Origin of the sequence: Thermocrispum municipale DSM 44069 (genome assembly GCF_000427825.1) — a bacterium.
In the GTDB taxonomy this organism is placed as follows: Bacteria; Actinomycetota; Actinomycetes; order Mycobacteriales; family Pseudonocardiaceae; genus Thermocrispum; species Thermocrispum municipale.
Genome location: NZ_KE386593.1, coordinates 269,164 through 287,291, shown reverse-complemented (window position 1 = coordinate 287,291; position 18,128 = coordinate 269,164). Strand labels below are relative to the sequence as shown.

18 protein-coding genes are annotated in these 18,128 nt (G+C 68.6%); 7 read left to right on the top strand and 11 right to left on the bottom strand.

The genetic code is table 11. The annotated features are described in order from the left end of the window. Positions 1-37 precede the first annotated feature (37 nt). Positions 38-1,165 (top strand): hypothetical protein, encoded by a 1,128-nt coding sequence (locus YWM_RS0116770; protein WP_028851667.1) that lies wholly within the window; start codon positions 38-40, stop codon positions 1,163-1,165. Between the two features lie 120 nt (positions 1,166-1,285). Continuing rightward, the gene (locus tag YWM_RS0116765; protein WP_028851666.1) at positions 1,286-1,717 is read left to right on the top strand and encodes a DUF6918 family protein; all 432 of its coding nucleotides are present in this window, start codon (positions 1,286-1,288) and stop codon (positions 1,715-1,717) included. Positions 1,718-1,785: 68 nt separating this feature from the next. Here the strand turns inward: YWM_RS0116765 and YWM_RS25350 are convergent, their stop codons facing one another. Beyond that, on the bottom strand, positions 1,786-2,586 hold the full coding sequence (locus YWM_RS25350; protein ID WP_156914816.1) for a hypothetical protein: 801 nt from the start codon (positions 2,584-2,586) through the stop codon (positions 1,786-1,788). Positions 2,587-2,678: 92 nt separating this feature from the next. On the opposite strand from YWM_RS25350, the gene YWM_RS0116755 reads away from it, so the two are divergent. After that, entirely contained in the window at positions 2,679-3,221 is a 543-nt protein-coding gene (locus tag YWM_RS0116755) for a peptidylprolyl isomerase (protein WP_028851665.1), read from the top strand. Between the two features lie 22 nt (positions 3,222-3,243). After that, the gene (locus YWM_RS0116750; protein ID WP_245566076.1) at positions 3,244-4,155 is read left to right on the top strand and encodes a rhomboid family intramembrane serine protease; all 912 of its coding nucleotides are present in this window, start codon (positions 3,244-3,246) and stop codon (positions 4,153-4,155) included. 15 nt (positions 4,156-4,170) lie between these two features. Here YWM_RS0116750 and YWM_RS0116745 read toward each other — a convergent pair whose 3' ends face one another. Then, positions 4,171-4,593 carry a PH domain-containing protein gene (locus tag YWM_RS0116745; protein WP_043661777.1) on the bottom strand — a complete coding sequence of 141 codons (423 nt, stop codon included), beginning with the start codon at positions 4,591-4,593 and terminating at the stop codon, positions 4,171-4,173. A gap of 97 nt (positions 4,594-4,690) precedes the next feature. Continuing rightward, entirely contained in the window at positions 4,691-4,957 is a 267-nt protein-coding gene (gene crgA, locus YWM_RS0116740) for a cell division protein CrgA (protein WP_028851662.1), read from the bottom strand. 135 nt (positions 4,958-5,092) lie between these two features. Between crgA and YWM_RS24205 the strand changes: the two genes are divergently transcribed. Further along, complete coding sequence (locus YWM_RS24205) at positions 5,093-5,896, top strand: class E sortase (protein WP_043661430.1); 804 nt, start codon at positions 5,093-5,095, stop codon at positions 5,894-5,896. Then, entirely contained in the window at positions 5,897-6,109 is a 213-nt protein-coding gene (locus tag YWM_RS0116730) for a hypothetical protein (RefSeq protein ID WP_028851661.1), read from the top strand. On the opposite strand, the gene YWM_RS24200 is transcribed toward YWM_RS0116730, so the two are convergent. Next, entirely contained in the window at positions 6,057-7,265 is a 1,209-nt protein-coding gene (locus tag YWM_RS24200) for a saccharopine dehydrogenase family protein (protein WP_052345022.1), read from the bottom strand. The two genes, YWM_RS0116730 and YWM_RS24200, sit on opposite strands and share 53 nt — an antisense overlap. A 116-nt stretch (positions 7,266-7,381) precedes the next feature. On the opposite strand from YWM_RS24200, the gene YWM_RS0116720 reads away from it, so the two are divergent. Continuing rightward, positions 7,382-8,020: an aminodeoxychorismate/anthranilate synthase component II gene (locus tag YWM_RS0116720; protein ID WP_028851660.1), complete on the top strand. Its 639-nt coding sequence runs from the start codon at positions 7,382-7,384 to the stop codon at positions 8,018-8,020. A 345-nt stretch (positions 8,021-8,365) separates the two neighbouring features. Here YWM_RS0116720 and pknB read toward each other — a convergent pair whose 3' ends face one another. From pknB to YWM_RS0116685, 7 genes are all read right to left on the bottom strand, one after another. Further along, entirely contained in the window at positions 8,366-10,381 is a 2,016-nt protein-coding gene (gene pknB, locus YWM_RS24195; protein WP_052345020.1) for a Stk1 family PASTA domain-containing Ser/Thr kinase, read from the bottom strand. 27 nt (positions 10,382-10,408) lie between these two features. Then, positions 10,409-11,842: a serine/threonine-protein kinase gene (locus YWM_RS27090; RefSeq protein WP_084612479.1), complete on the bottom strand. Its 1,434-nt coding sequence runs from the start codon at positions 11,840-11,842 to the stop codon at positions 10,409-10,411. Beyond that, on the bottom strand, positions 11,839-13,338 hold the full coding sequence (locus YWM_RS0116705; RefSeq protein ID WP_028851659.1) for a peptidoglycan D,D-transpeptidase FtsI family protein: 1,500 nt from the start codon (positions 13,336-13,338) through the stop codon (positions 11,839-11,841). Before YWM_RS0116705 ends, YWM_RS27090 begins: the two co-directional genes overlap by 4 nt. Then, positions 13,335-14,825 carry an FtsW/RodA/SpoVE family cell cycle protein gene (locus YWM_RS0116700; protein ID WP_028851658.1) on the bottom strand — a complete coding sequence of 497 codons (1,491 nt, stop codon included), beginning with the start codon at positions 14,823-14,825 and terminating at the stop codon, positions 13,335-13,337. The genes YWM_RS0116705 and YWM_RS0116700 overlap by 4 nt, the downstream gene beginning before the upstream one ends. Further along, positions 14,825-16,132 (bottom strand): PP2C family protein-serine/threonine phosphatase, encoded by a 1,308-nt coding sequence (locus YWM_RS24185; protein WP_043661428.1) that lies wholly within the window; start codon positions 16,130-16,132, stop codon positions 14,825-14,827. Before YWM_RS24185 ends, YWM_RS0116700 begins: the two co-directional genes overlap by 1 nt. After that, positions 16,129-16,593: an FHA domain-containing protein FhaB/FipA gene (locus tag YWM_RS0116690; RefSeq protein ID WP_028851657.1), complete on the bottom strand. Its 465-nt coding sequence runs from the start codon at positions 16,591-16,593 to the stop codon at positions 16,129-16,131. Before YWM_RS0116690 ends, YWM_RS24185 begins: the two co-directional genes overlap by 4 nt. A 192-nt stretch (positions 16,594-16,785) precedes the next feature. Beyond that, entirely contained in the window at positions 16,786-17,955 is a 1,170-nt protein-coding gene (locus tag YWM_RS0116685; RefSeq protein ID WP_028851656.1) for an FHA domain-containing protein, read from the bottom strand. Between the last annotated feature and the right edge of the window lie 173 nt (positions 17,956-18,128).

Below are 18,128 nucleotides of genomic sequence, written 5' to 3'. Positions count from 1 at the left end.
CAGTTCGTATCTTTTTGATCTAAGGAGCAACATCACCATGCAGCAGTGGGCTCAGCGCGGCGTGCAGGCCGCGCTCGTCACCGGTGGTCTGTGGATGCTGGGTACCGGCCTTGCGTCGGCCGAGGAGCCGGACGTGACGCTGCCGGCCGTCGACGACCTGGCGTCCTCCGCCGTGGACGAAGCCACACTCCCGACGTTGACCGACAGCGAGGACACAGACGTGAAAGCCACCCTTCCGCGCGAGCTTTCGGACGGCCTCGAACCACCCAAGGATCTCGCGGAAGCCGGGCTGCCGGACCTTCCGGAGCTGGACCCGTCGGCCGTGGCCGACCAGCTGCCCGCGCGTGAGCACCTGGAGCAAGCGGCCGGCCGGGTCACCCGGGCCACCGAGCACCTCGCCCAGGCCGCCCCGCGGAGCGCCGACAACCACATCATCCCGTTCGTCGGGCCGCTGGACGCGCTGCTCTCCGCGGGCAACGCCGTCGCACCCGAGGACATCGAGCCGCTGGCGCTGGACGCCTCCGAGCACTTGCTGCCCGCCACCGCGGTGCCCGCCCTGCCCACCGCGAACACCTTCCCGACGGTGGCTCCGCGGTCGGACATGCCGGAGCTCGACCTGCTGCAGGACACCGTGATGCTGCCCAGCGTCGGGCAGCTGGATCTCGCGTCCTTGCCGGAAGCTGAGCTGCCCGAAGCCGGTCTGCCGGAGGCCGACCTGCCCACCACGGAACTCCACCGGATCCCGGGACTGAGTGACGCGGTCGAGGCGGTCCAGGCCCACGCGCAGCTGCCGGAGGTTCCCGTCGAGGCCGCACAGCTGTCCGCGGTCCCGATGGAGCGCGACCTGCCGACCACCGAGTTCGACCGCATCCCGGGTGTCACCGACGCCGCCGAGGCGTTCCGGGACAACCTGCAGGTGCCGCAGCTCGACACGGTGACCGCTCCGATGGACCGGGACCTGCCGACCACCGAGTTCGGCATGCTGCCCGGTGTCGAGGAAGTCGTGGGTGCCTTCCAGGGCGCGGGTGTGCCCAACCTGCCGCACACCGGCTCGCTGAGCGGGAACCTGCCGCTGGAGGACCTGCTGGCCGCGCAGCAGCACGTGGGTGAGCTGCCGATGGCGGCGGACTACACCGAGTTGGTCGACGGCCGCCGCCTGGTCTGATGCTTCATGCGATGAGGGCGTGGCACGGTTACAACCCCGAACTCAAGGCTCACCGAGCGTGCATTACCGTTTTGCGCGTCTTGATCACCCCCAAGCACTCTTCGTGAAAGGCAAGTACCTGTGACGTCTTTGAAGTCCGCACTGCTTGACTCCTCCGCTCGCCCGTCCGTGGTGTCCGACCTGAACGAGCTGGTCGACGCCGAGGTCAGCAAGAAGGGCATCGCCGTCAAGAGCGGTTACGGGCTGGTCAAGAAGATCAAGCCGGGCATCATCGAAGCCGCCATCGACTCCCTGCTGGACGACTTCGTGCAGCGGCTCGAGCCGTTCTACGCCGACTTCGCGCAGTCGGGTGGTGGCTCGTTCGGTGACTACCTGGCCGGCCGGTCCGACGAGGTGTCCGACGCGATGCTCGCGGTGACCGACGAGCGGGCCGAGCGCTCGCAGCGCGAGACGATCAAGAAGGTGTACAACAAGCTGCGCCCGCAAGGGAAGAAGAACGTGGAGGAGGCGCTGCCCGCGCTGGGCGGTGTGCTCCAGAAGTACACCGGCTGATCAGGCCTTGACGGCATAGCAAACGGCCCGCCGAGCGATGTGCTCGACGGGCCGTTTCGCTGTGCCCATCACGTGCCGGAGGAGCCGGCCTGCTTGCCTGCGTCCTTGCCCGAGCCGGACTTGGACTTGGCGGAGTTACTGCTCGAGGACCCGCTGGTGTCCTTGCCACCGGAGGACCCGCTGGTGTCCTTGCCACCGGTGGACCCGGACGGCTCCGCGGTCGGCGGAGCGTCCTGTGCGGCGTCCGCCGCCTTGTCGGTGTCCGCCTTCGCGTTCTCCGCAGGCTTCGCGTTCTCCGCAGGCTTCGCGCTCTCCGCCGGCTTGGCCTGCGTGGTCGGCTTGGGCGCGGGCGGCGGCGGTGGCGTGGTGGCCGACGCGGACTGCTCCTGCTTGGACCGCATCGCGTAAGCCACCGCGCCGACGATCATGCCGATGCCCAGCAGCTTCGGCCAACGACGCTTCTTCTTCTTGTCCGGCGCCGCTGCGCGGGCCGCCGCCTTGGTCTCCTTGCCCGCCGACTTCGCGGCGCTCTTCGCCTTCTTGGAGGCCTTGGCGGCCGACTTGAACTCCTCGGCGGCCTGGCGGATGGTGTCCTTGGCTTCCTTCTTGGCCGCCTTGCGCTCTTTGCGCCCGGCTTCCATGGTGTTCAGCTGTTCCCTGGTCTGCGCCACCGTGTTGCGGAATTCCTCCCGACGACGAGCCACTTCCTTCTTGGCTGCCTTCCGGCCTGCCTTGGCACCGCGGGCGATGTCCTTGCGTGCCTTCTTGGCACTGCGTTCGGCCTTCTTCCTGGCGCGCTTGCCGCGCTTGGCAACTTCCTCTGCGCCGCTGGAGAGCGTGTCGGCCAGTTTGTCTGTGGCCGTCGTCATGGCCTTCACCTCGTCATTTCGATAGCTCGCGTTGCGTGGGCTCTCATCACCCATCCTGCCCCTTGCTTATCTACTTCGCTCGTGATGGCACGATGTATCGGGTGACTGACAGCATAAGTACCCCCTCGAGTGCGACCTTGCACACCAACTTCGGGGACATTCGGATCACGCTGTGGCCGAACCTGGCCCCGAAGACGGTGGCCAACTTCGTCGGACTCGCCCAAGGAACCAAGCAGTACACCCGGCCGAACGCCAAGGGCTCGGTGTCCGGACCGTTCTACGACGGCTCGCTGTTCCACCGGGTCATCAACGGCTTCATGATCCAGGGCGGGGACCCCACCGGCACCGGTCGCGGCGGCCCGGGCTACGAGTTCCCGGACGAGATCCACGTGGAGAACAACTACAACCGGCCGTACCTGGTCGGTATGGCCAACGCGGGCCCGAACACCAACGGCTCGCAGTTCTTCATCACGCTCGGCCCGCAGCCTCACCTGAACCGCAGGCACACCATCTTCGGCGAGGTCGCCGACGCCGAGTCCCGCGAAGTCGTGGACAAGATCGGTGCTGTGCCGACCCGTCCGCCCGCCGACCGGCCGATCGAAGACGTGGTCATCGAGCGGGTCACGGTGGAGTGAGAGCCCGCCAAGAGGGAATGTGGTGAGCGAAGCGCAACCCGAGCCGCAGCAGGCGCCCACGACCTGCTGGTGGCACCCGGACCGGCAGACGGGCTTGCGTTGCACCCGGTGTGAGCGCTGGGCGTGCCCGGACTGCCTCCGCGAAGCGGCCGTCGGCTATCAGTGCATCGACTGCGTGGCGGCGGCCCGGCGCGAGGAGAAGGCGCGCTCAGCGGTGACGCGCGGCCGAGGCTTCGGGGCGCGCACGGTGGCCGGGGCCCGGGTCACCGATCAGGTCGTCGTCACGCCGCTGCTCATCGTGCTCAACGGGCTGATCTTCGTCGCCACCGCGGCCGAAGCGGGCAGCGTGATGGACAACCAGTCGTCCACGCTTTTCCTGCAGGGCGCGCTGTGGTCGCCACTGGTCGCTGCCGGCGAGTGGTGGCGGCTGATCACGTCGGCGTTCTTGCACATCGGGCCGTTCCACCTGCTGATGAACATGCTCGCGCTGTGGTTCCTCGGCAGGGATCTCGAGCAGCTGCTCGGCAAAGCCCGCTTCCTCGCGCTGTACGGGGTCTCGCTGCTCGGTGGCGGCGTGGCGGTGTACCTGTTCGAGGACGTCCAGCGCTGGACGGCGGGCGCGTCCGGCGCGATCTACGGCCTGCTCGGCGCGATCCTGGTCGCCGCGATCCGGTTGCGGCTGGACCTGACGTTCATCGTGGTGATCATCGGGATCAACCTGGTGATCAGCTTCCGGGTCGAGGGCATCTCATGGCTCGGCCACCTCGGCGGCTTCGCCGTCGGCACGCTGGTGACGGTCGCGCTGGTCTACGCCCCCGCGCGGATCCGCACCCCGGTGCAGGTCGGCACGATCGCGCTGGTGGTGGCGGCGCTCATCGCGATGTTTCTGGTGCGTGACGCGCAGTTGATCGAGCAGTTCGGCATTCCGGTCTGATTCGCGGGTGGGCGCTCACCCCCGCAGCCGGTTGAGGTCCTCGAGCACGTCGTCCGGCTCGGCGCCGAGTTCGAACTGACCGAGCACCACCAGCTCGCTGTCCGCCGCGCCGCCGTCCTGCGATGCCAGTTCGAGCTCGAGCGTGCGGGTGTCCCTGCCGAGCCGCCGGGTCGTCTTGACCCGGACTTCCACGTACTGCCAGTCGACTTCCCGCGTGCCCTTGAGCGTGCGGACGGCTACGCCGTACTGGTTGGCGAACAACCGCGGGTTGAGCAGCGAAGCGTAGGCGGTGAGCGCGACGAACAGCAGAGCAACTAGCCACAGCAGCAGCGCGCCGATCCTGTCGCCCTCGCGTCCGTAGAGTGTCGCGCCGACCGCGCCGGCGATCGCGAGCACTCCTGTCGCGGCGATGACCGCCCGTCGCGGACCCCAGGTCATCCCCAGGTTGTCCACAGGCTGGCCATTCGTTGACAGGTTATCCACAACAGTTATCCCCAATGGGGATCGGTTACAAGGGTGTAATTCCGGCGTCCGGTCACCGCCAGCGCATGGTCATCAACAGCCCGGCGACCAGCAGGGCGAAGCCGATGGCGAAGTTCCAGTTGCCGAGCTCGGCCATGAACGAGATCTTGTCGCCCGCCAGGTAGTTCACCACCAGCCAGGCGAGGCCCAGCAGCATCAGGCCGAACATGACGGCCTTGTACAGCGGGTGGGACGGCCCCTGCGCCTTGACCTTGACCGGGGTGGTCCGGTTCTTCGGCGGCGTGTACGCGGTCTTCTTGCGCACCTTAGATTTCGGCATGGTTGGGACCCTCTCACCACATGCGCTGTCGCTGGTCTCGGATCGGCATCCGTGCAGGCCGCAGCCGTCACTTGCCGTCTATCCCCACGTTAACGTAACGACTGCTGATGATGAACCGGATCCCGGGGGTGCCAGGTGGGCAAGCCTTCGGCCGGGACGGCCTACGTCGTCCTGCGCACCGTCGGCGAGCTGCTGGTCACCGCAGGCATCGTCGTACTGCTCTTCGTGGGGTACGCGCTCTACGTCACCGACCTGACCGCAGCGAACCGCCAGCGCAGCGCCAATAACGAGCTTGACCAGGCGTTTTCCGCCTCTCCGATGGAACGCCGGCGCCCGCAACTGACCGTCGGGAAGCCGTTCGCGCGGCTGTATGTCCCCGCTTTCGGCCAGGACTACCAGTTCGCCGTTGTCGAAGGCGTCGACCGGGAGCAGCTCGCGACCGGGCCGGGACACTACCCGCACTCGGCGCGGCCAGGGGAGCCGGGCAACTTCGCGGTGGCCGGTCACCGGGTCGGCAAGGGCGCACCGTTCCGGAGGGTGGACGAACTGCGCTCGTGCGACGCGATCGTGGTGGAGACCAACAGCGATTTCCTGGTCTACCGCGTGCTGCCGATGGCCGACGAACGCGCCACCTGGGAGGCTCATCAACGTAAGGACCCACGATGCGCCCGTGTCCCGGTGCTGAGCGGTGAGTACCGGCAGGTCGTCGGACGCAAGATCGTGGAGCCGGACCGCGCCGACGCTGTGGCCGCGGTGCCGTACCAGCCGAAATCGGCACTGCCGATCGCCCAGCAGAACGCGTTGTTGACCTTGACGACCAGCCACCCCGAGTACGGCAACAGCCAGCGGATGATCATCCACGCGGTGCTGACCGACCAGGTCGGCAAGCGCGGCAAGGCGGGCTACCCGACGTTGTTGCGGCAGATCGGAGGGCGGTGAATGTACGGCTGGATCTGGCGCCACCTGCCCGGCCCGCTCGCCGTGCGGGTCCTGCTGGCCGTCCTGCTGATCGCCGCCGTCGTCGCCCTGCTGATGCTGGTGGTCTTCCCGTGGCTGGAACCGATGCTGCCGTTCAACGACGTGGCGGTCGGCGCCGTGCTCAGCGGCGCGGCCGGGACGGCGGGTACGTCGGCGGCTTCTCCAGCATGGTGAAGCTGATTCCGGCCTTGCGCAGCCGCTCGATCAGTGCGTCGCCCATGGCGACGGCCGTGGTGACCTGGCCGGCCGTGGACGGCAGTTCGTCGAACGCCAGACACATCGCCGACTCGCTGAGCATCTTGGCCGTCTCGTCGTAGCCGGGGTCCCCGTCCGACGACACTTCGGTGATCACGCTGCGGCCCGCCGACGTGCCGTGGAAGCGAGCGGTGAACCACCCCTTCGCCCGCGTCTGCGGATCCGGTCCCTCGCCCGGCTTCTGCAGGTTGCCGAGCAGCTTCCGTATCTGTGGGACCTGGGCCAACGTGCCGACCACGGCCACCCCGGCGACCGTGCCGACCGCCGTCGGAAGCCGCTTCATCGCCGCATAGTGGCTGTAGGTGAAACGTGGGCCGTACTCGTCGAGTGCCGCGGCCGAGCGCGTCACGATCTGCGGGTCGATCGTCGGCATAGGCAGAACCCACGCCTGTGCGACGGAGCTCCGGTGCGGCTTGCCGGCCACCGGGCGAACCGAGCGGTCCCGCGGCTTCTCCTCGGCCCTGCGGCGGGCCTTGGCCACCGCTTGCGCTTGCCGCAGCCTGCCCATCGCGCCGAGCGCGGACGCCAGCGTCCCGCCGGAGGGTCGTCCGCCCGCCCGGATGAAGCCGTCGACGTGGATCGGCTGGTCGCTGGGCAGCTGCTTGACGGTGAAGTACACCCCGAGGTCGTACGGGATGGAGTCGAACCCGCACGCGTGCACCAGCCGGGCGCCGGACTCCTTCGCCTTCTGGTGGTAGCGCAAGTACATCTTGTCGACGAACTCGGGCTCGCCGGTCAGATCGACGTAGTCCGTGCCCGCGGCGGCGCATGCGGCGACCAGCGGCTCGCCGTAGGCGAGGTACGGGCCGACGGTCGTGATCACCACCCGGGTCGACTCCGCGACGGACTTCAGCGTCTCGGGTTGGGACACGTCGGCGGTGAGCAGCTCGAGGTCGGCGCACGACGGATTGATCGCGGCCAGGCGTTCCCGGACGGCTTCGAGCTTCGCCCGGTTCCGGCCGGCCAGCGCCCAGCGAGCCTGCGCAGGGACGTTGCGAGCCAGGTACTCCGCGGTCAGGCCACCGGTGAATCCGGTGGCCCCGAACAGCACGATGTCGAACCGTCGCTCAGCCATGGGGCCCACTGTAGACGCATTCGCCTACCGCCGGTATGTGGTGAGTCGACGCCGAGTGGGCCCGGGTTGTCCGGCGCCGGAAGCGTGCATCGTGGGATGCCGGATAGCCTTGTGCCATGCGTGTCCTGGTCGTCGACAACTACGACAGCTTCGTCTACAACCTCGTGCAGTACCTGGCGCAGCTCGGCGCCGACTGCACGGTGCAGCGCAACGACGAGGTCGACCTGGACGCGCTGGAGCGATTCGACGGCGTGCTCGTCTCTCCGGGCCCTGGTACACCGGAGCGGGCAGGCAGCAGCATCGACGTCATCCGGCGTTGTGCGCAAGCGCAGCAGCCGATGCTCGGCGTGTGCCTCGGCCACCAGGCGATGGCCGTGGCCTACGGCGGCACGGTGGACCGGGCGCCTGAGCTGCTGCACGGCAAGACCTCGCAGGTGCACCACGAAGGAGCGGGTGTGCTCGCCGGGCTGCCGAGCCCGTTCACCGCGACCCGGTATCACTCGCTGACGGTGCTGCCGGACACCGTGCCGGAGGGTTTCGAGGTGACCGCGCGCACCGAATCCGGGGTGATCATGGGCCTGCGGCATCGGGAGCTGCCGCTCGAGGGCGTGCAGTTCCACCCGGAGTCGGTGCTGACCGAGTACGGGCACCGCATGTTGGCCAACTGGCTGGCGATCGCCGGGCACCCGGTCGCCGACGAGAAAGTCGAGGAGCTGGAGAGCGCGACGCGGGCCCTGCAGCAGGCTGCCCGGTAAGGCGGGCAACCCAGCGCTGGCCACGAGTTCCCGCAGTCCGGGCGATCCGGCGCTCGGCTGTCCGTTCCCGAGGCCTGGTCAATCGGGCGCTCGCCGCGAGTCGACGCCGTCCGGGCAAACCCAGCGCTGGCCGCGAGTCCACGCCGCGTCGGACAATTCTGCGCTCGGCCGCCCGTTCCCGTGGCCTTGGCCAAACCTCAGCACTCGGCCACGCGGCTCGGCGGCCACTGCGGCGGCCTGCGGCGCCGCAGCGCTACGAGGCATCGCGCCGAGGCCCGGACAGCACTGAGCGGCAGCAACCACGAAACCTCGGTTCCACGGTCACTGCCGCTCAGCTGAGATCAGCTACCGCCCGGGCGGGCAGGGCGGCTCGAGCGGGCCGCCACACGGCGGATCGCCGCCACCCGGATCGTCGTCGCCTCCGCCGCCACCGCCGTTGCCGTCACCTTCGAACCGGTAGACGTGCAGCACGACGGCATCCGAGGCCTGCAACTTCTGGCGTTCCCCGGGCTCGGTGGACGCGACGCGGCCGTTCTGGTTCTGGTCGTCGGTCTGCTCCTCGACCACCTTGACCTCGCCCTTGTGGCCCGCTTCCTTCAGCTTGGCCTTGGCTTCCTCGAGCGTCAGGCCGACCAGGTACGGCATCTCGATCTCGGCGTTCGCGCCGTTGGACACCTCGAGCGTGACGACCGACCCCTTGACCACCTGGCCGCTGTTCGGGTCCTGGCTGACCACGGTGCCTTCCGGATCGGACGAGTCGACGTCCTTGCGCTCCACCTTCAGACCCGCGCCCTCCAGGCCCGCCTTGGCCTCCTCGAACATCTGACCGGTGAAGTCGGTGACGGTCACCATCTCCGGCTTGGCGTAGACCTTCAGCGTGACCTCGTCACCCTCGAGCACCTTGGAACCCGCAGCGGGGTTCTGCTCGGCGATCCGGCCCGCCTTGTCCGGATCGTCGTTGGGCACTTCCTCCATCTCCGGGTTGACCAGCAGCTTCTTCTCCTGCAGCCGCTTGATCGCGTCTTCCTTCGTGCGGTCGGTGACCGTGGGCATGGTGACCTGGTCGGGCAGCACGCCGTAGCGCACGGACAACTCGTCGGTCTTGGCGATCTGCACGCCGTGCCGCGGATCGGTGGACAGCACCTTCAGGTTGTCCTGGTCCTTGTCGCACGCGGGGTCCGCGCCCCACTCGGTCGCGATGCACTTCACCGGCTGCCACTTGACGTTGGTGAAGCCCGCCTCGCGCAGGGCCATCTGCGCGGCCTGCTTCTGCTGACCGATGATGTTCGGCACCGGGGCGCGCTCGTCACCGCTGTCGAACAAGCCGCCCAGCCACAAGGCGAGGAAGACACCGATGACGCCCAGCGCGGCCAGCGCCACCATCAGCTTGCGGCGGTTGCTCTTCCGGTCGGCCTCTTCGTCGGGGTAGTCGTCCTCGTACCGGTCCACCGCATGCCGCCCGGTGGACGACATGACCTGGGTGCGCTCCTCGTCCGACATCACCATCGGCGCGGCGGGCCGCTGGTTGGACAGCACCCGCACCAGGTCGGACCGCATCTCGGCGGCCGACTGGTACCGGTTCGCCGGGCCCTTGGTCAACGCCTTGAGCACCACGGCGTCCAGCTCGGGAGACACCGCAGGGTTGATCGTCGACGGCGCGACCGGGTCCTCCCGGACGTGCTGGTAGGCCACCGAGACCGGGGAGTCACCGGTGAACGGCGGCTCGCCGGTGAGCAGCTCGAACAGCACACAACCCGCCGCGTAGACGTCCGAACGGGCATCCACCGACTCGCCACGCGCCTGCTCCGGCGACAGGTACTGGGCGGTCCCGATCACCGCGGCGGTCTGCGTCATCGCCGCCTGGCCGTCGTGGATGGCCCGGGCGATGCCGAAGTCCATTACCTTGACCGCACCGGTGCGGGAGATCATCACGTTCGCCGGCTTGACGTCGCGGTGGATGATGCCGTGCCGGTGCGAGAAGTCCAGCGCCGCGCAGACGTCGGCCATGATCTCCATGGCCCGCTTCTGGTCCATCGGACCTTCGGTCTTGATGATGTCGCGCAGCGTCCTGCCCTCGACGTACTCCATGACGATGTAGGGCAGCGGGCCGTACTCGGACTGCGTCTCGCCGGTGTCGTAGACGGCCACGATCGCGGGGTGGTTCAGCGCCGCCGAGTTCTGCGCCTCGCGGCGGAAGCGCTCCTGGAAAACCGCGTCCCTGGCCAGGTCGGCACGCAGGATCTTGACCGCCACCTCGCGGCCAAGCCGCACGTCATGCCCGTGGTGCACCTCGGACATCCCGCCATAGCCAAGCGTCTCGCCCAGCTCGTAGCGGTTGGAGAGCAGGTTAGCGGCACTCATTGCAGTGTCGTCCTCTTCATCAGGCGCCTACCACCCCTCGACGGGTTGACGCGTTCGGTCACTGCCCAGGTTGGCCCCGAAGCCGGGCGAATCCGGATCGTGGTACGTCGCCGTGGGCGGTTGCTCGTTGTCGGCGGGTTGCCGGCTTGGTTGCTCCTGCGGCAGCTCATTGTCGTCCTGATTCGGTTCATCGGCATCCGGCCCGGCGGGAACAGACGGTAGTTGCTGTCCCGGCGGCGGCTGTTGTTGCTGGTCAGACGGCATCTCCGGGGCCGGCTGCTGCGGCAGTTGTTCGCTCGACGGTGGGGTGCCGCCCCCGCCGGGGTCCGGTTCGCCGTCGGAGTCGTCCGACAGCACCATGGGAAGCAGCACCGCTGCCATGACCACCAGTGTGACCCCTACCACGGCCAGAACCACCCAAGGCCACACCGGGCGTTTGGCCTGCTGCGGCGGATACGGCGGGGCGCCGGGCGCCGGAGTGGCCGGACCGGGAGGGGGAACCGGCATCATCGCGGGATGCGATCCGGGGCCGACCGGGCCCGCCGCGACCGGGATTCCGCTCGGCGGGGTGTGCGTGACACCCACCGGAGCGGGTGGTGGATGACCGGCCCGGACCATGGCGACGGCGTCGGCGAACTCGCCGCCGTTGGCGTAGCGCTGCGCCGGGTCCTTGACCAACGTCGATTCGATGAGGGCGCGCACCGTCGGCGGCACGTCCGGCGGCAACGCGGGCGGGGTGTCGCGGATGTGCATCATCGCGACGGTCACCGCGTTCTCCGACACGAACGGCCTGCGCCCGGCCAGGCATTCGTAGCCACACACCGCCAGTGAGTACACGTCGCTGGCCGGGGTCGCTTCTTGGCCGGTGGCCTGCTCCGGCGCGATGTAGTGCGCCGTGCCCATCACCATGCCGTTGCGGGTCACCGGCGCGGCGTCGGCGGCCTTGGCGATCCCGAAGTCGGTGATCTTGACCGACTCGCTGCCGTCGGCCTCCCGAACCACCAGGATGTTGCCCGGCTTGACGTCGCGGTGCACCAGCCCGCGCTCGTGCGCGGCGTTCAGCGCGCGACCCGCCTGTTCCAGGATGGGCAGCAGCCGTTCCGGCTTGATCCGGCCTTCCCGGGCGAGGATCCCGGCGAGCGGCTCCCCGCTGACCATCTCCATCACCAGGTAGGCGAGATCGTTGCCGCCCTCGGCGTTCGGCACGCCGGAGGACGCCTCGCCGTAGTCGTGCACCGCGGCGATGCCCGGGTGGTTGAGCGAGGCCGTGGTGCGTGCCTCGGTGCGGAACCGGTGCAGGAACTCGGCGTCCCCGGACAGCTCGGCCTTGAGGATCTTCACCGCCACCGTCCGGTCCAGCCGGGTGTCCGAGGCCTGCCACACCTCACCCATACCGCCGACCGCGATGCGCGTGTCCAGGCGGTATCGGTCGGCGAGCAGCAGGCCTGCGGAGAGCGTCACTGGCCCTCCTCCAATGCCGCCTTCATCGTGAGGCGACCGATCTCGGAGGCCAGCGCACCACCGGTGGCGGCCAGGTCGCCGTGCTTCCCACCGCTCTCCACGATCACCGCGACGGCCACCTTCGGGTCGTCGTACGGCGCGAACGCGGTGTACCACGCGTGCGGCGGCGTCTGTTTCGGGTTCGCGCCGTGCTCGGCGGTCCCGGTCTTCGAGGCGATCTTCAGGTGGGAGTACGGACCGGCGCCCAGCGTGTTCTGCTCGGACTTGATCATCATGTCGCGCAGTACCTCGGCGTTGTGCCGGCTCAACGCGGGCTCGCCGGTCAGCTCCTCCGGTTCGACGGGTTCCAGGACGGACAGTGCGGGTGCCAGCAGTTCCTTGACCAGGTGCGGCCGCATCGCCATGCCATGGTTGGCGATGGTCGCCGAGAGCATCGCGTCCTGCAAGGGCGTCAGGCGAACGTCACGCTGCCCGATGCCCGCCTGGTACAGCTCGGCCTCCGAGCCCAGCTCCCCGAGCCCGGACGGCGTCACGCTCATCGGGATCTCCAGGTCGTCCATCCCGATGCCGAAGTTCTTCGCCGTCTCCCGCAGCTTGTCCGCGCCCAGCTGGCCGGCGAGCTTGGCGAACGCCGTGTTGCACGAGTGGGCGAGCGCGTCCTGAAGCGTCGACCCCGGGCACGGCGCACCACCGAAGTTCGCCAGCGGCGTGCGGGTGCCGGGCAGGATCACGCTGGCCGCCGACTCGACGCGGGTGTCCTTGGTGGCGCCGTTCTCCAGCGCGGCGGCGGTGGTCACCAGCTTGAACGTCGACCCGGGCGGGTAGAACTCCTGGATCGCCCGGTTACGCATCGGGTTGTTGTGCTCTTTGCAGCCCTTGTCGCCGTCCGGGTCGCAGTTCCACCGGAACCACGCCCGCTCCTGCTTGCGACCGTCGTGCGAGGCGAGCTGGTTCGGGTCGTAACTCGGCAGGGACACCATGGCCAGGATCTCGCCGGTGTCCGGCCGCAACGCCACCACGGCGCCGCGGTGGCCGCGCTCCTTCATCGCCTCGTAGGCGGCTTCCTGCACCTTCGGGTCGATGGTCAGCCGGACATGACCGCCGCGCGGGTCGCGGCCGGTGAACATGTCCGACAGCCGCCGCACCAGCAGCCGGGGGTCGTTGCCCGCCAGCACCTCGTTCTCCGCGTGCTCCAGGCCTCCGGAGCCGTAGCGCAGCGAGTAGTAGCCGGTCACCGGGGCGTACATCTCGCCGTTGGGGTAGCGGCGCTGGAACTCGTACCGGCCGCCGGTCTTCTTCGAGTGGGCCAGGATCTTGCCGTCCTGCGAGATGATCTGGCCGCGCTCCCGCGAGTACTCCTCCAGCAGCACCCGCTGGTTGCGCGGGTCGTCCCGGTAGTCGTCGGCGTCGACCACCTGGATGTAGGTCGCGTTGGCCAGCAGCAGGGCCATCATGGCCAGCATGGCGAGCCCGACGCGGCGCAGCGGGGTGTTCATGACTTACCACCCGGGCTTTCCGGCGCTTGCACCATGACGGTGTGCTGCTCGGCGATCGCCGGCTGCTGCTGACGCGGCTGGGTGGGCTTGCGTGGCCGCCGGGCGGCGTCGGAGATGCGCAGCAGCAACGCCACCAGGATGTAGTTCGCCAGCAGCGACGAACCGCCGTAGGACAAGAACGGCGTGGTGATACCCGTCATCGGGATCAGCTTGGTGACGCCGCCGACGATGATGAACACCTGCAGCGCGATGGCGAAGGCCAGGCCGCCGCCGAGCAGTTTGCCGAACGTGTCGCGCACCGCGAGCGCCCCGCGCATGCCGCGCATGGACAGCAGCAGGTAGATCATCAGCACCGCGGCGAGCCCGACGAAACCCAGCTCCTCGCCGACCGCCGCGGTGATGAAGTCGGTGTTGGCCGACGGGACGGTCTCCGGCCGACCGGAACCCAGCCCGGTGCCGAACACACCACCCGTGCCGAGGCCGAACAGGCCCTGCGCGATCTGGTAGCCGCCGCCGGGGTCGTCGTAGGTGGCCAGCGGGTCGATCCAGTTGGCCACCCGCTGCTGCACGTGCGCGAACAGCGAATACGCCACCACGCAACCGACGCCGAACATGGTCAGCCCGACCAGCACCCAGATGAACCGCTCGGTGGCCACGTACAGCAGCACCAGCACGACGCCGAAGAACAGCAGCGCCGGACCGAGGTCCTTCTGCAGCACGAAGATGGCCAGGCAGACACCCGCGGCGATGACGATCGGGCCCATGTCACGCGCCCTGGGCAGCTCCATGCCGAGCACCCGCTTGCCCGCGGACATGAACAGGTCCCGCTTGGAGACCAAAAACGCCGCGAAGAAGATCATCAGCAGGATCTTCGCGAACTCACCGGGCTGGATGCTGAAGAAGCCGAACTTGATCCACACCTTCGCGCCGTTGACCTCGGACAACGAGCGCGGCAGCACGGCGGGCAGGGCCAGTGCGACCAGCCCGATCAAGCCGCACGTGTAGCCGTAGCGGGTGAGGGTGCGGTGGTCCTTGATCAGGATCAGCACGGCGAGGAACAGCGCGAGCGCGATCGCCGTCCACATCACCTGCTTCGGCGCGTCGCCGGTGTAGGTGTGGCCTGCCTGCTCGGCCTTGGCGGCCAGGGCGAGGTCGATGCGGTAGACCATCACCAGCCCGATGCCGTTGAGTACCGCGACGCACGGCAGGATCAACGGGTCTGCGTAGGGCGCCCAGCGGCGCACGGCCAGGTGCGCGATGAGGAAGACGCCGAAGTAGGCCAGGCCGTACCAGACGATGGCCAGCGTGAGTTCCTGCTCCTGATTGGCCTCCACCAGCACCAGGGCGGCGGTCATGATGACGGCGGCGAACCCGAGCATCCATGCTTCGGTGCCGCGACGCGTAGCGGGCTTACCGAACGGGCCGATACCGGGGTTGGTGGCTGACCCGTCGCTCTTTCCACCCGCCAACCCGACCGGCCGGCTCATCAGCCACCGCCGCCGTCATCGGGACATGCCTGCGACGGTGCGGGCGGCACCAGGCTGCTGCCACTGCCCGACTGTGCGCAGTCCTTCATGAACTTGGTCCGCAGCGTGTGGATGTAGGTGCGGGCGTCCTCCAGGCTTTGCCGCTTCACACCGTTGCGCAGCAGGTCCTGGACGTTCTCCACCAGGTCGGCCGCCATCAGCGGCTCACACGCTTGCCCGTCGGCCTCGCTGCACGAACCTTGTTCCAGGCTGCTCAGTTCGATGCCGAGGATGTCGCCTTGGATGCCGCGAAAAATCGACACCTCACCGTCGTGCACGCCCACGTAGTACTGCTGCATGACGAAGTACCGCGTGGTGATCGCACCTGCGGCCAGCACGAGGAGCACGACCGCGAAGCCGATCAGCATGCGTAACCGCTTCCTGCGCTTGGCGCGCGGATCCGGCTGCTCCTCCAGCTGCATGGGCTGCGGTGGCGGAGGTGGTGGCGGGGACGTCAGCGCGCGGGCCCGCGCGGCGGGTGAATCGAGCGGTGGAGCTTCGTCGGACCCGTCCCCCGCGGCGCCGCCGACGATCGGTGCGTCCTCGCCGTAGTCGACGTCGACCACGTCGGCGATGATGACGGTGACGTTGTCCGTGCCGCCGCCCTTGAGCGCCAGCTCGATCATGCGATCGGCGCACTCCTGCGGGTCGGCGATCTGGATGGCCTCTTCCAGCGTCTCCTTCGAGACCATGCCGGACAGGCCGTCCGAACAGAGCAGATAGCGGTCGCCGGCGCGCGCTTCCCTGATCGTCAGGCTCGGCTCGACCTCGTGCCCGGTCAACGCCTTCAGCAGCAGCGACTTCTGCGGGTGGGACTCCGCTTCCTCTTCGGTGATGCGGCCCTCGTCCTGCAGCTTCTGCACGAACGAGTCGTCGTGGGTGATCTGGGTCAGCTTGTTGTCGCGCCACAGGTAGGCGCGGGAGTCGCCGATGTGCAGCAGGCCGAGCCGGTTGCCGGAGAACAGGATCGCGGTCAGCGTGGTGCCCATGCCCTCGAGCTCGGCGTCGTTCTCCACCAGCTCGGCGATGGCGCTGTTGCCACCGGCCACGGACTCCCGCAGCTGCGAGAGCAGGTCGTCTCCCGGCTCGTCGTCGTCCAGCGGAGCCAGCGCGGCAATGACCACCTTGCTGGCCACCTCACCGGCCGCGTGCCCGCCCATGCCGTCCGCGACGGCGAGCAGGCGTGGTCCGGCGTACACCGAGTCCTGGTTGTTCGAACGGACCAGGCCTCGGTCACTGCGGGCCGCGTAGCGAAGAACAAGGGTCATGGGCGAAGCTCGATCACCGTCTTGCCGATCCGGATGGGTACCCCAAGTGGCACTCGGAGTGGTGCTGTGACCTTAGCCCGGTCGAGGTACGTGCCGTTGGTCGAACCCAAATCTTCCACGTACCAATCATTTCCTCGCAGTGACAAGCGGGCGTGCCGGGTGGAAGCGTAGTCGTCATCCAGCACCAATGTGGAGTCGTCCGCACGGCCGATCAGGATGGGACGGCCGTCCAGCGCGATGCGGGTCCCGGCAAGCGCGCCGTGGGTGACGATCAGCTTGCGCGCGGTCTTGCCGCCACCGGAGGGCTTCTTGCTCTTCTTGTCCCGCCGCTGCGGCATCTCGACCCGCAGGCCGGACGCCGCGTACAGGTCGGACCGGACCACCCGCAACGCAGCAAGAACGAACAACCAGAGCAGGGCGAGGAAGCCCGCTCTGGTCAGCTGCACGACGAGCTCTGGCATCGCAATTGGTCCGCTTCCACTTCCGGGCCGGTAGGGGTGTAGTCACGAGTATGCCCATGCCCCACGGGCGGTTGTGCACCGACGGTCCGAAACGGGCCTGTTCGGGCACACCACGGCCGCCTGGACAGCGACCACGGCGTGGGGAACCAGCCGCTGCGGTGCGCCGGCCAGCTTGTCCAACCAGGGGCAGGCTCAGCCCTGCGTGCGGAAGGTCAGCGACGAGTGGCCGACGCGGATGACGTCGCCGTCCGCCAGCTGCCACGTCTGCACCGGGGTGCCGTTGACCGTCGTGCCGTTCGTGGAACCGATGTCGGCGAGCGTCGCGCTCTGGCCGTCCCAGGTGATTTCCAGGTGGCGGCGCGAGACACCGGTGTCCGGCAGCCGGAAGTCGGCGTCCTGGCCACGGCCGATCACGTTGCCTCCCTGCTTGAGGCTGTACGTACGGTTCGAGCCGTCCTCCAGCTGCAGGATGGCGGTCAACTGGCGGTTCGGCTGCACCGCGGGCGGCGAGTACCCGCCCTGGTCGTAGCCACCGCCTTGGTCGTAGCCGGGCTGCCCGTACCCGCCCTGGTCATAGCCGGGCTGGCCGTACCCGCCCTGGTCGTAACCACCACCCTGGTCATAGCCGGGCTGGCCGTACCCGCCCTGGTCGTAACCACCACCCTGGTCATAGCCGGGCTGGCCGTACCCGCCCTGGTCGTACCCGGGCTGGCCGTACCCGCCCTGGTCGTAGCCGGGCTGCCCGTAGCCGCCCTGCTGGTACCCCTGGTCGTACCCGGGCTGGGAGTAGCCGCCCTGGTCATAGCCGGGCTGCCCGTAGCCGCCCTGGTCATAGCCAGGCTGGCTCTGTCCGTAGCCGTACTGGCCTTGCTGGCCGTACGGGTCGGCCGGGTCGTATTGGCCGTAGCCGGGGGGCTGACTCATTACTCGGTCTCCTGCGTTGCCGGGTGTTGCTGACTGTGCTGACTGTCCCTCGTTTTGCCTCTGCACGTCGGGGTCCACGGAGGAACGCGTCCGGAACTGACCGGTGTGCAGCGCGTCGTCGCGCTCTAGCGAGACTACGACCTCACCATAAGTGTCCCAACCGTGCTCCGCGAGATGCTCCGCCACGGCATCGGCTAGCGCGGTGGTGGCACGCTGCTCATCACCTGCCATCTGGTCGTGATCGGAGGGGCCTAGGGACACAATGTAATGATTCGGCGCGAGTTGTCGACCGCCGGCGAGTTGGCGGATGTTGTCCTCGGCTTCCCGCTCGAGTGCGTGGGCAACCTCGTCGGTGACGACCCTTCCGCCGAACAGTCGAGCGAAGGTGTTGCCAACGAGGCGCTCCAGACGCCGGTCAAAGCGCTCGACGCGGCCCACCGACTGGTCCTCCTTACACACCCTGTATTCCGTTACTCGATGGTATCCGTCTGCCGGAGCAACGGCACCCGACGTGGGAAAACTTCACGCCTCCAGTGACCGGCGCCCCGCACGAAAGCGCAGTTGACGGCCTCCGGCGTCCGCCGTGAGCGAACGGTGCTCGAGTCCGTCGA

Coding starts and splice junctions, on each gene's coding strand:
- YWM_RS0116770 (WP_028851667.1), top strand. CDS start 38: ATGCAGCAGTGGGCTCAGCGCGGCGTGCAGGCCGCGCTCGTCACCGGT.
- YWM_RS25350 (WP_156914816.1), bottom strand. CDS start 2,586: ATGACGACGGCCACAGACAAACTGGCCGACACGCTCTCCAGCGGCGCA.
- YWM_RS0116755 (WP_028851665.1), top strand. CDS start 2,679: ATGTATCGGGTGACTGACAGCATAAGTACCCCCTCGAGTGCGACCTTG.
- YWM_RS0116745 (WP_043661777.1), bottom strand. CDS start 4,593: ATGACCTGGGGTCCGCGACGGGCGGTCATCGCCGCGACAGGAGTGCTC.
- crgA (WP_028851662.1), bottom strand. CDS start 4,957: ATGCCGAAATCTAAGGTGCGCAAGAAGACCGCGTACACGCCGCCGAAG.
- YWM_RS0116730 (WP_028851661.1), top strand. CDS start 5,897: ATGTACGGCTGGATCTGGCGCCACCTGCCCGGCCCGCTCGCCGTGCGG.
- YWM_RS24200 (WP_052345022.1), bottom strand. CDS start 7,265: ATGGCTGAGCGACGGTTCGACATCGTGCTGTTCGGGGCCACCGGATTC.
- YWM_RS0116720 (WP_028851660.1), top strand. CDS start 7,382: ATGCGTGTCCTGGTCGTCGACAACTACGACAGCTTCGTCTACAACCTC.
- pknB (WP_052345020.1), bottom strand. CDS start 10,381: ATGAGTGCCGCTAACCTGCTCTCCAACCGCTACGAGCTGGGCGAGACG.
- YWM_RS0116705 (WP_028851659.1), bottom strand. CDS start 13,338: ATGAACACCCCGCTGCGCCGCGTCGGGCTCGCCATGCTGGCCATGATG.
- YWM_RS0116700 (WP_028851658.1), bottom strand. CDS start 14,825: ATGAGCCGGCCGGTCGGGTTGGCGGGTGGAAAGAGCGACGGGTCAGCC.
- YWM_RS24185 (WP_043661428.1), bottom strand. CDS start 16,132: ATGACCCTTGTTCTTCGCTACGCGGCCCGCAGTGACCGAGGCCTGGTC.
- YWM_RS0116690 (WP_028851657.1), bottom strand. CDS start 16,593: ATGCCAGAGCTCGTCGTGCAGCTGACCAGAGCGGGCTTCCTCGCCCTG.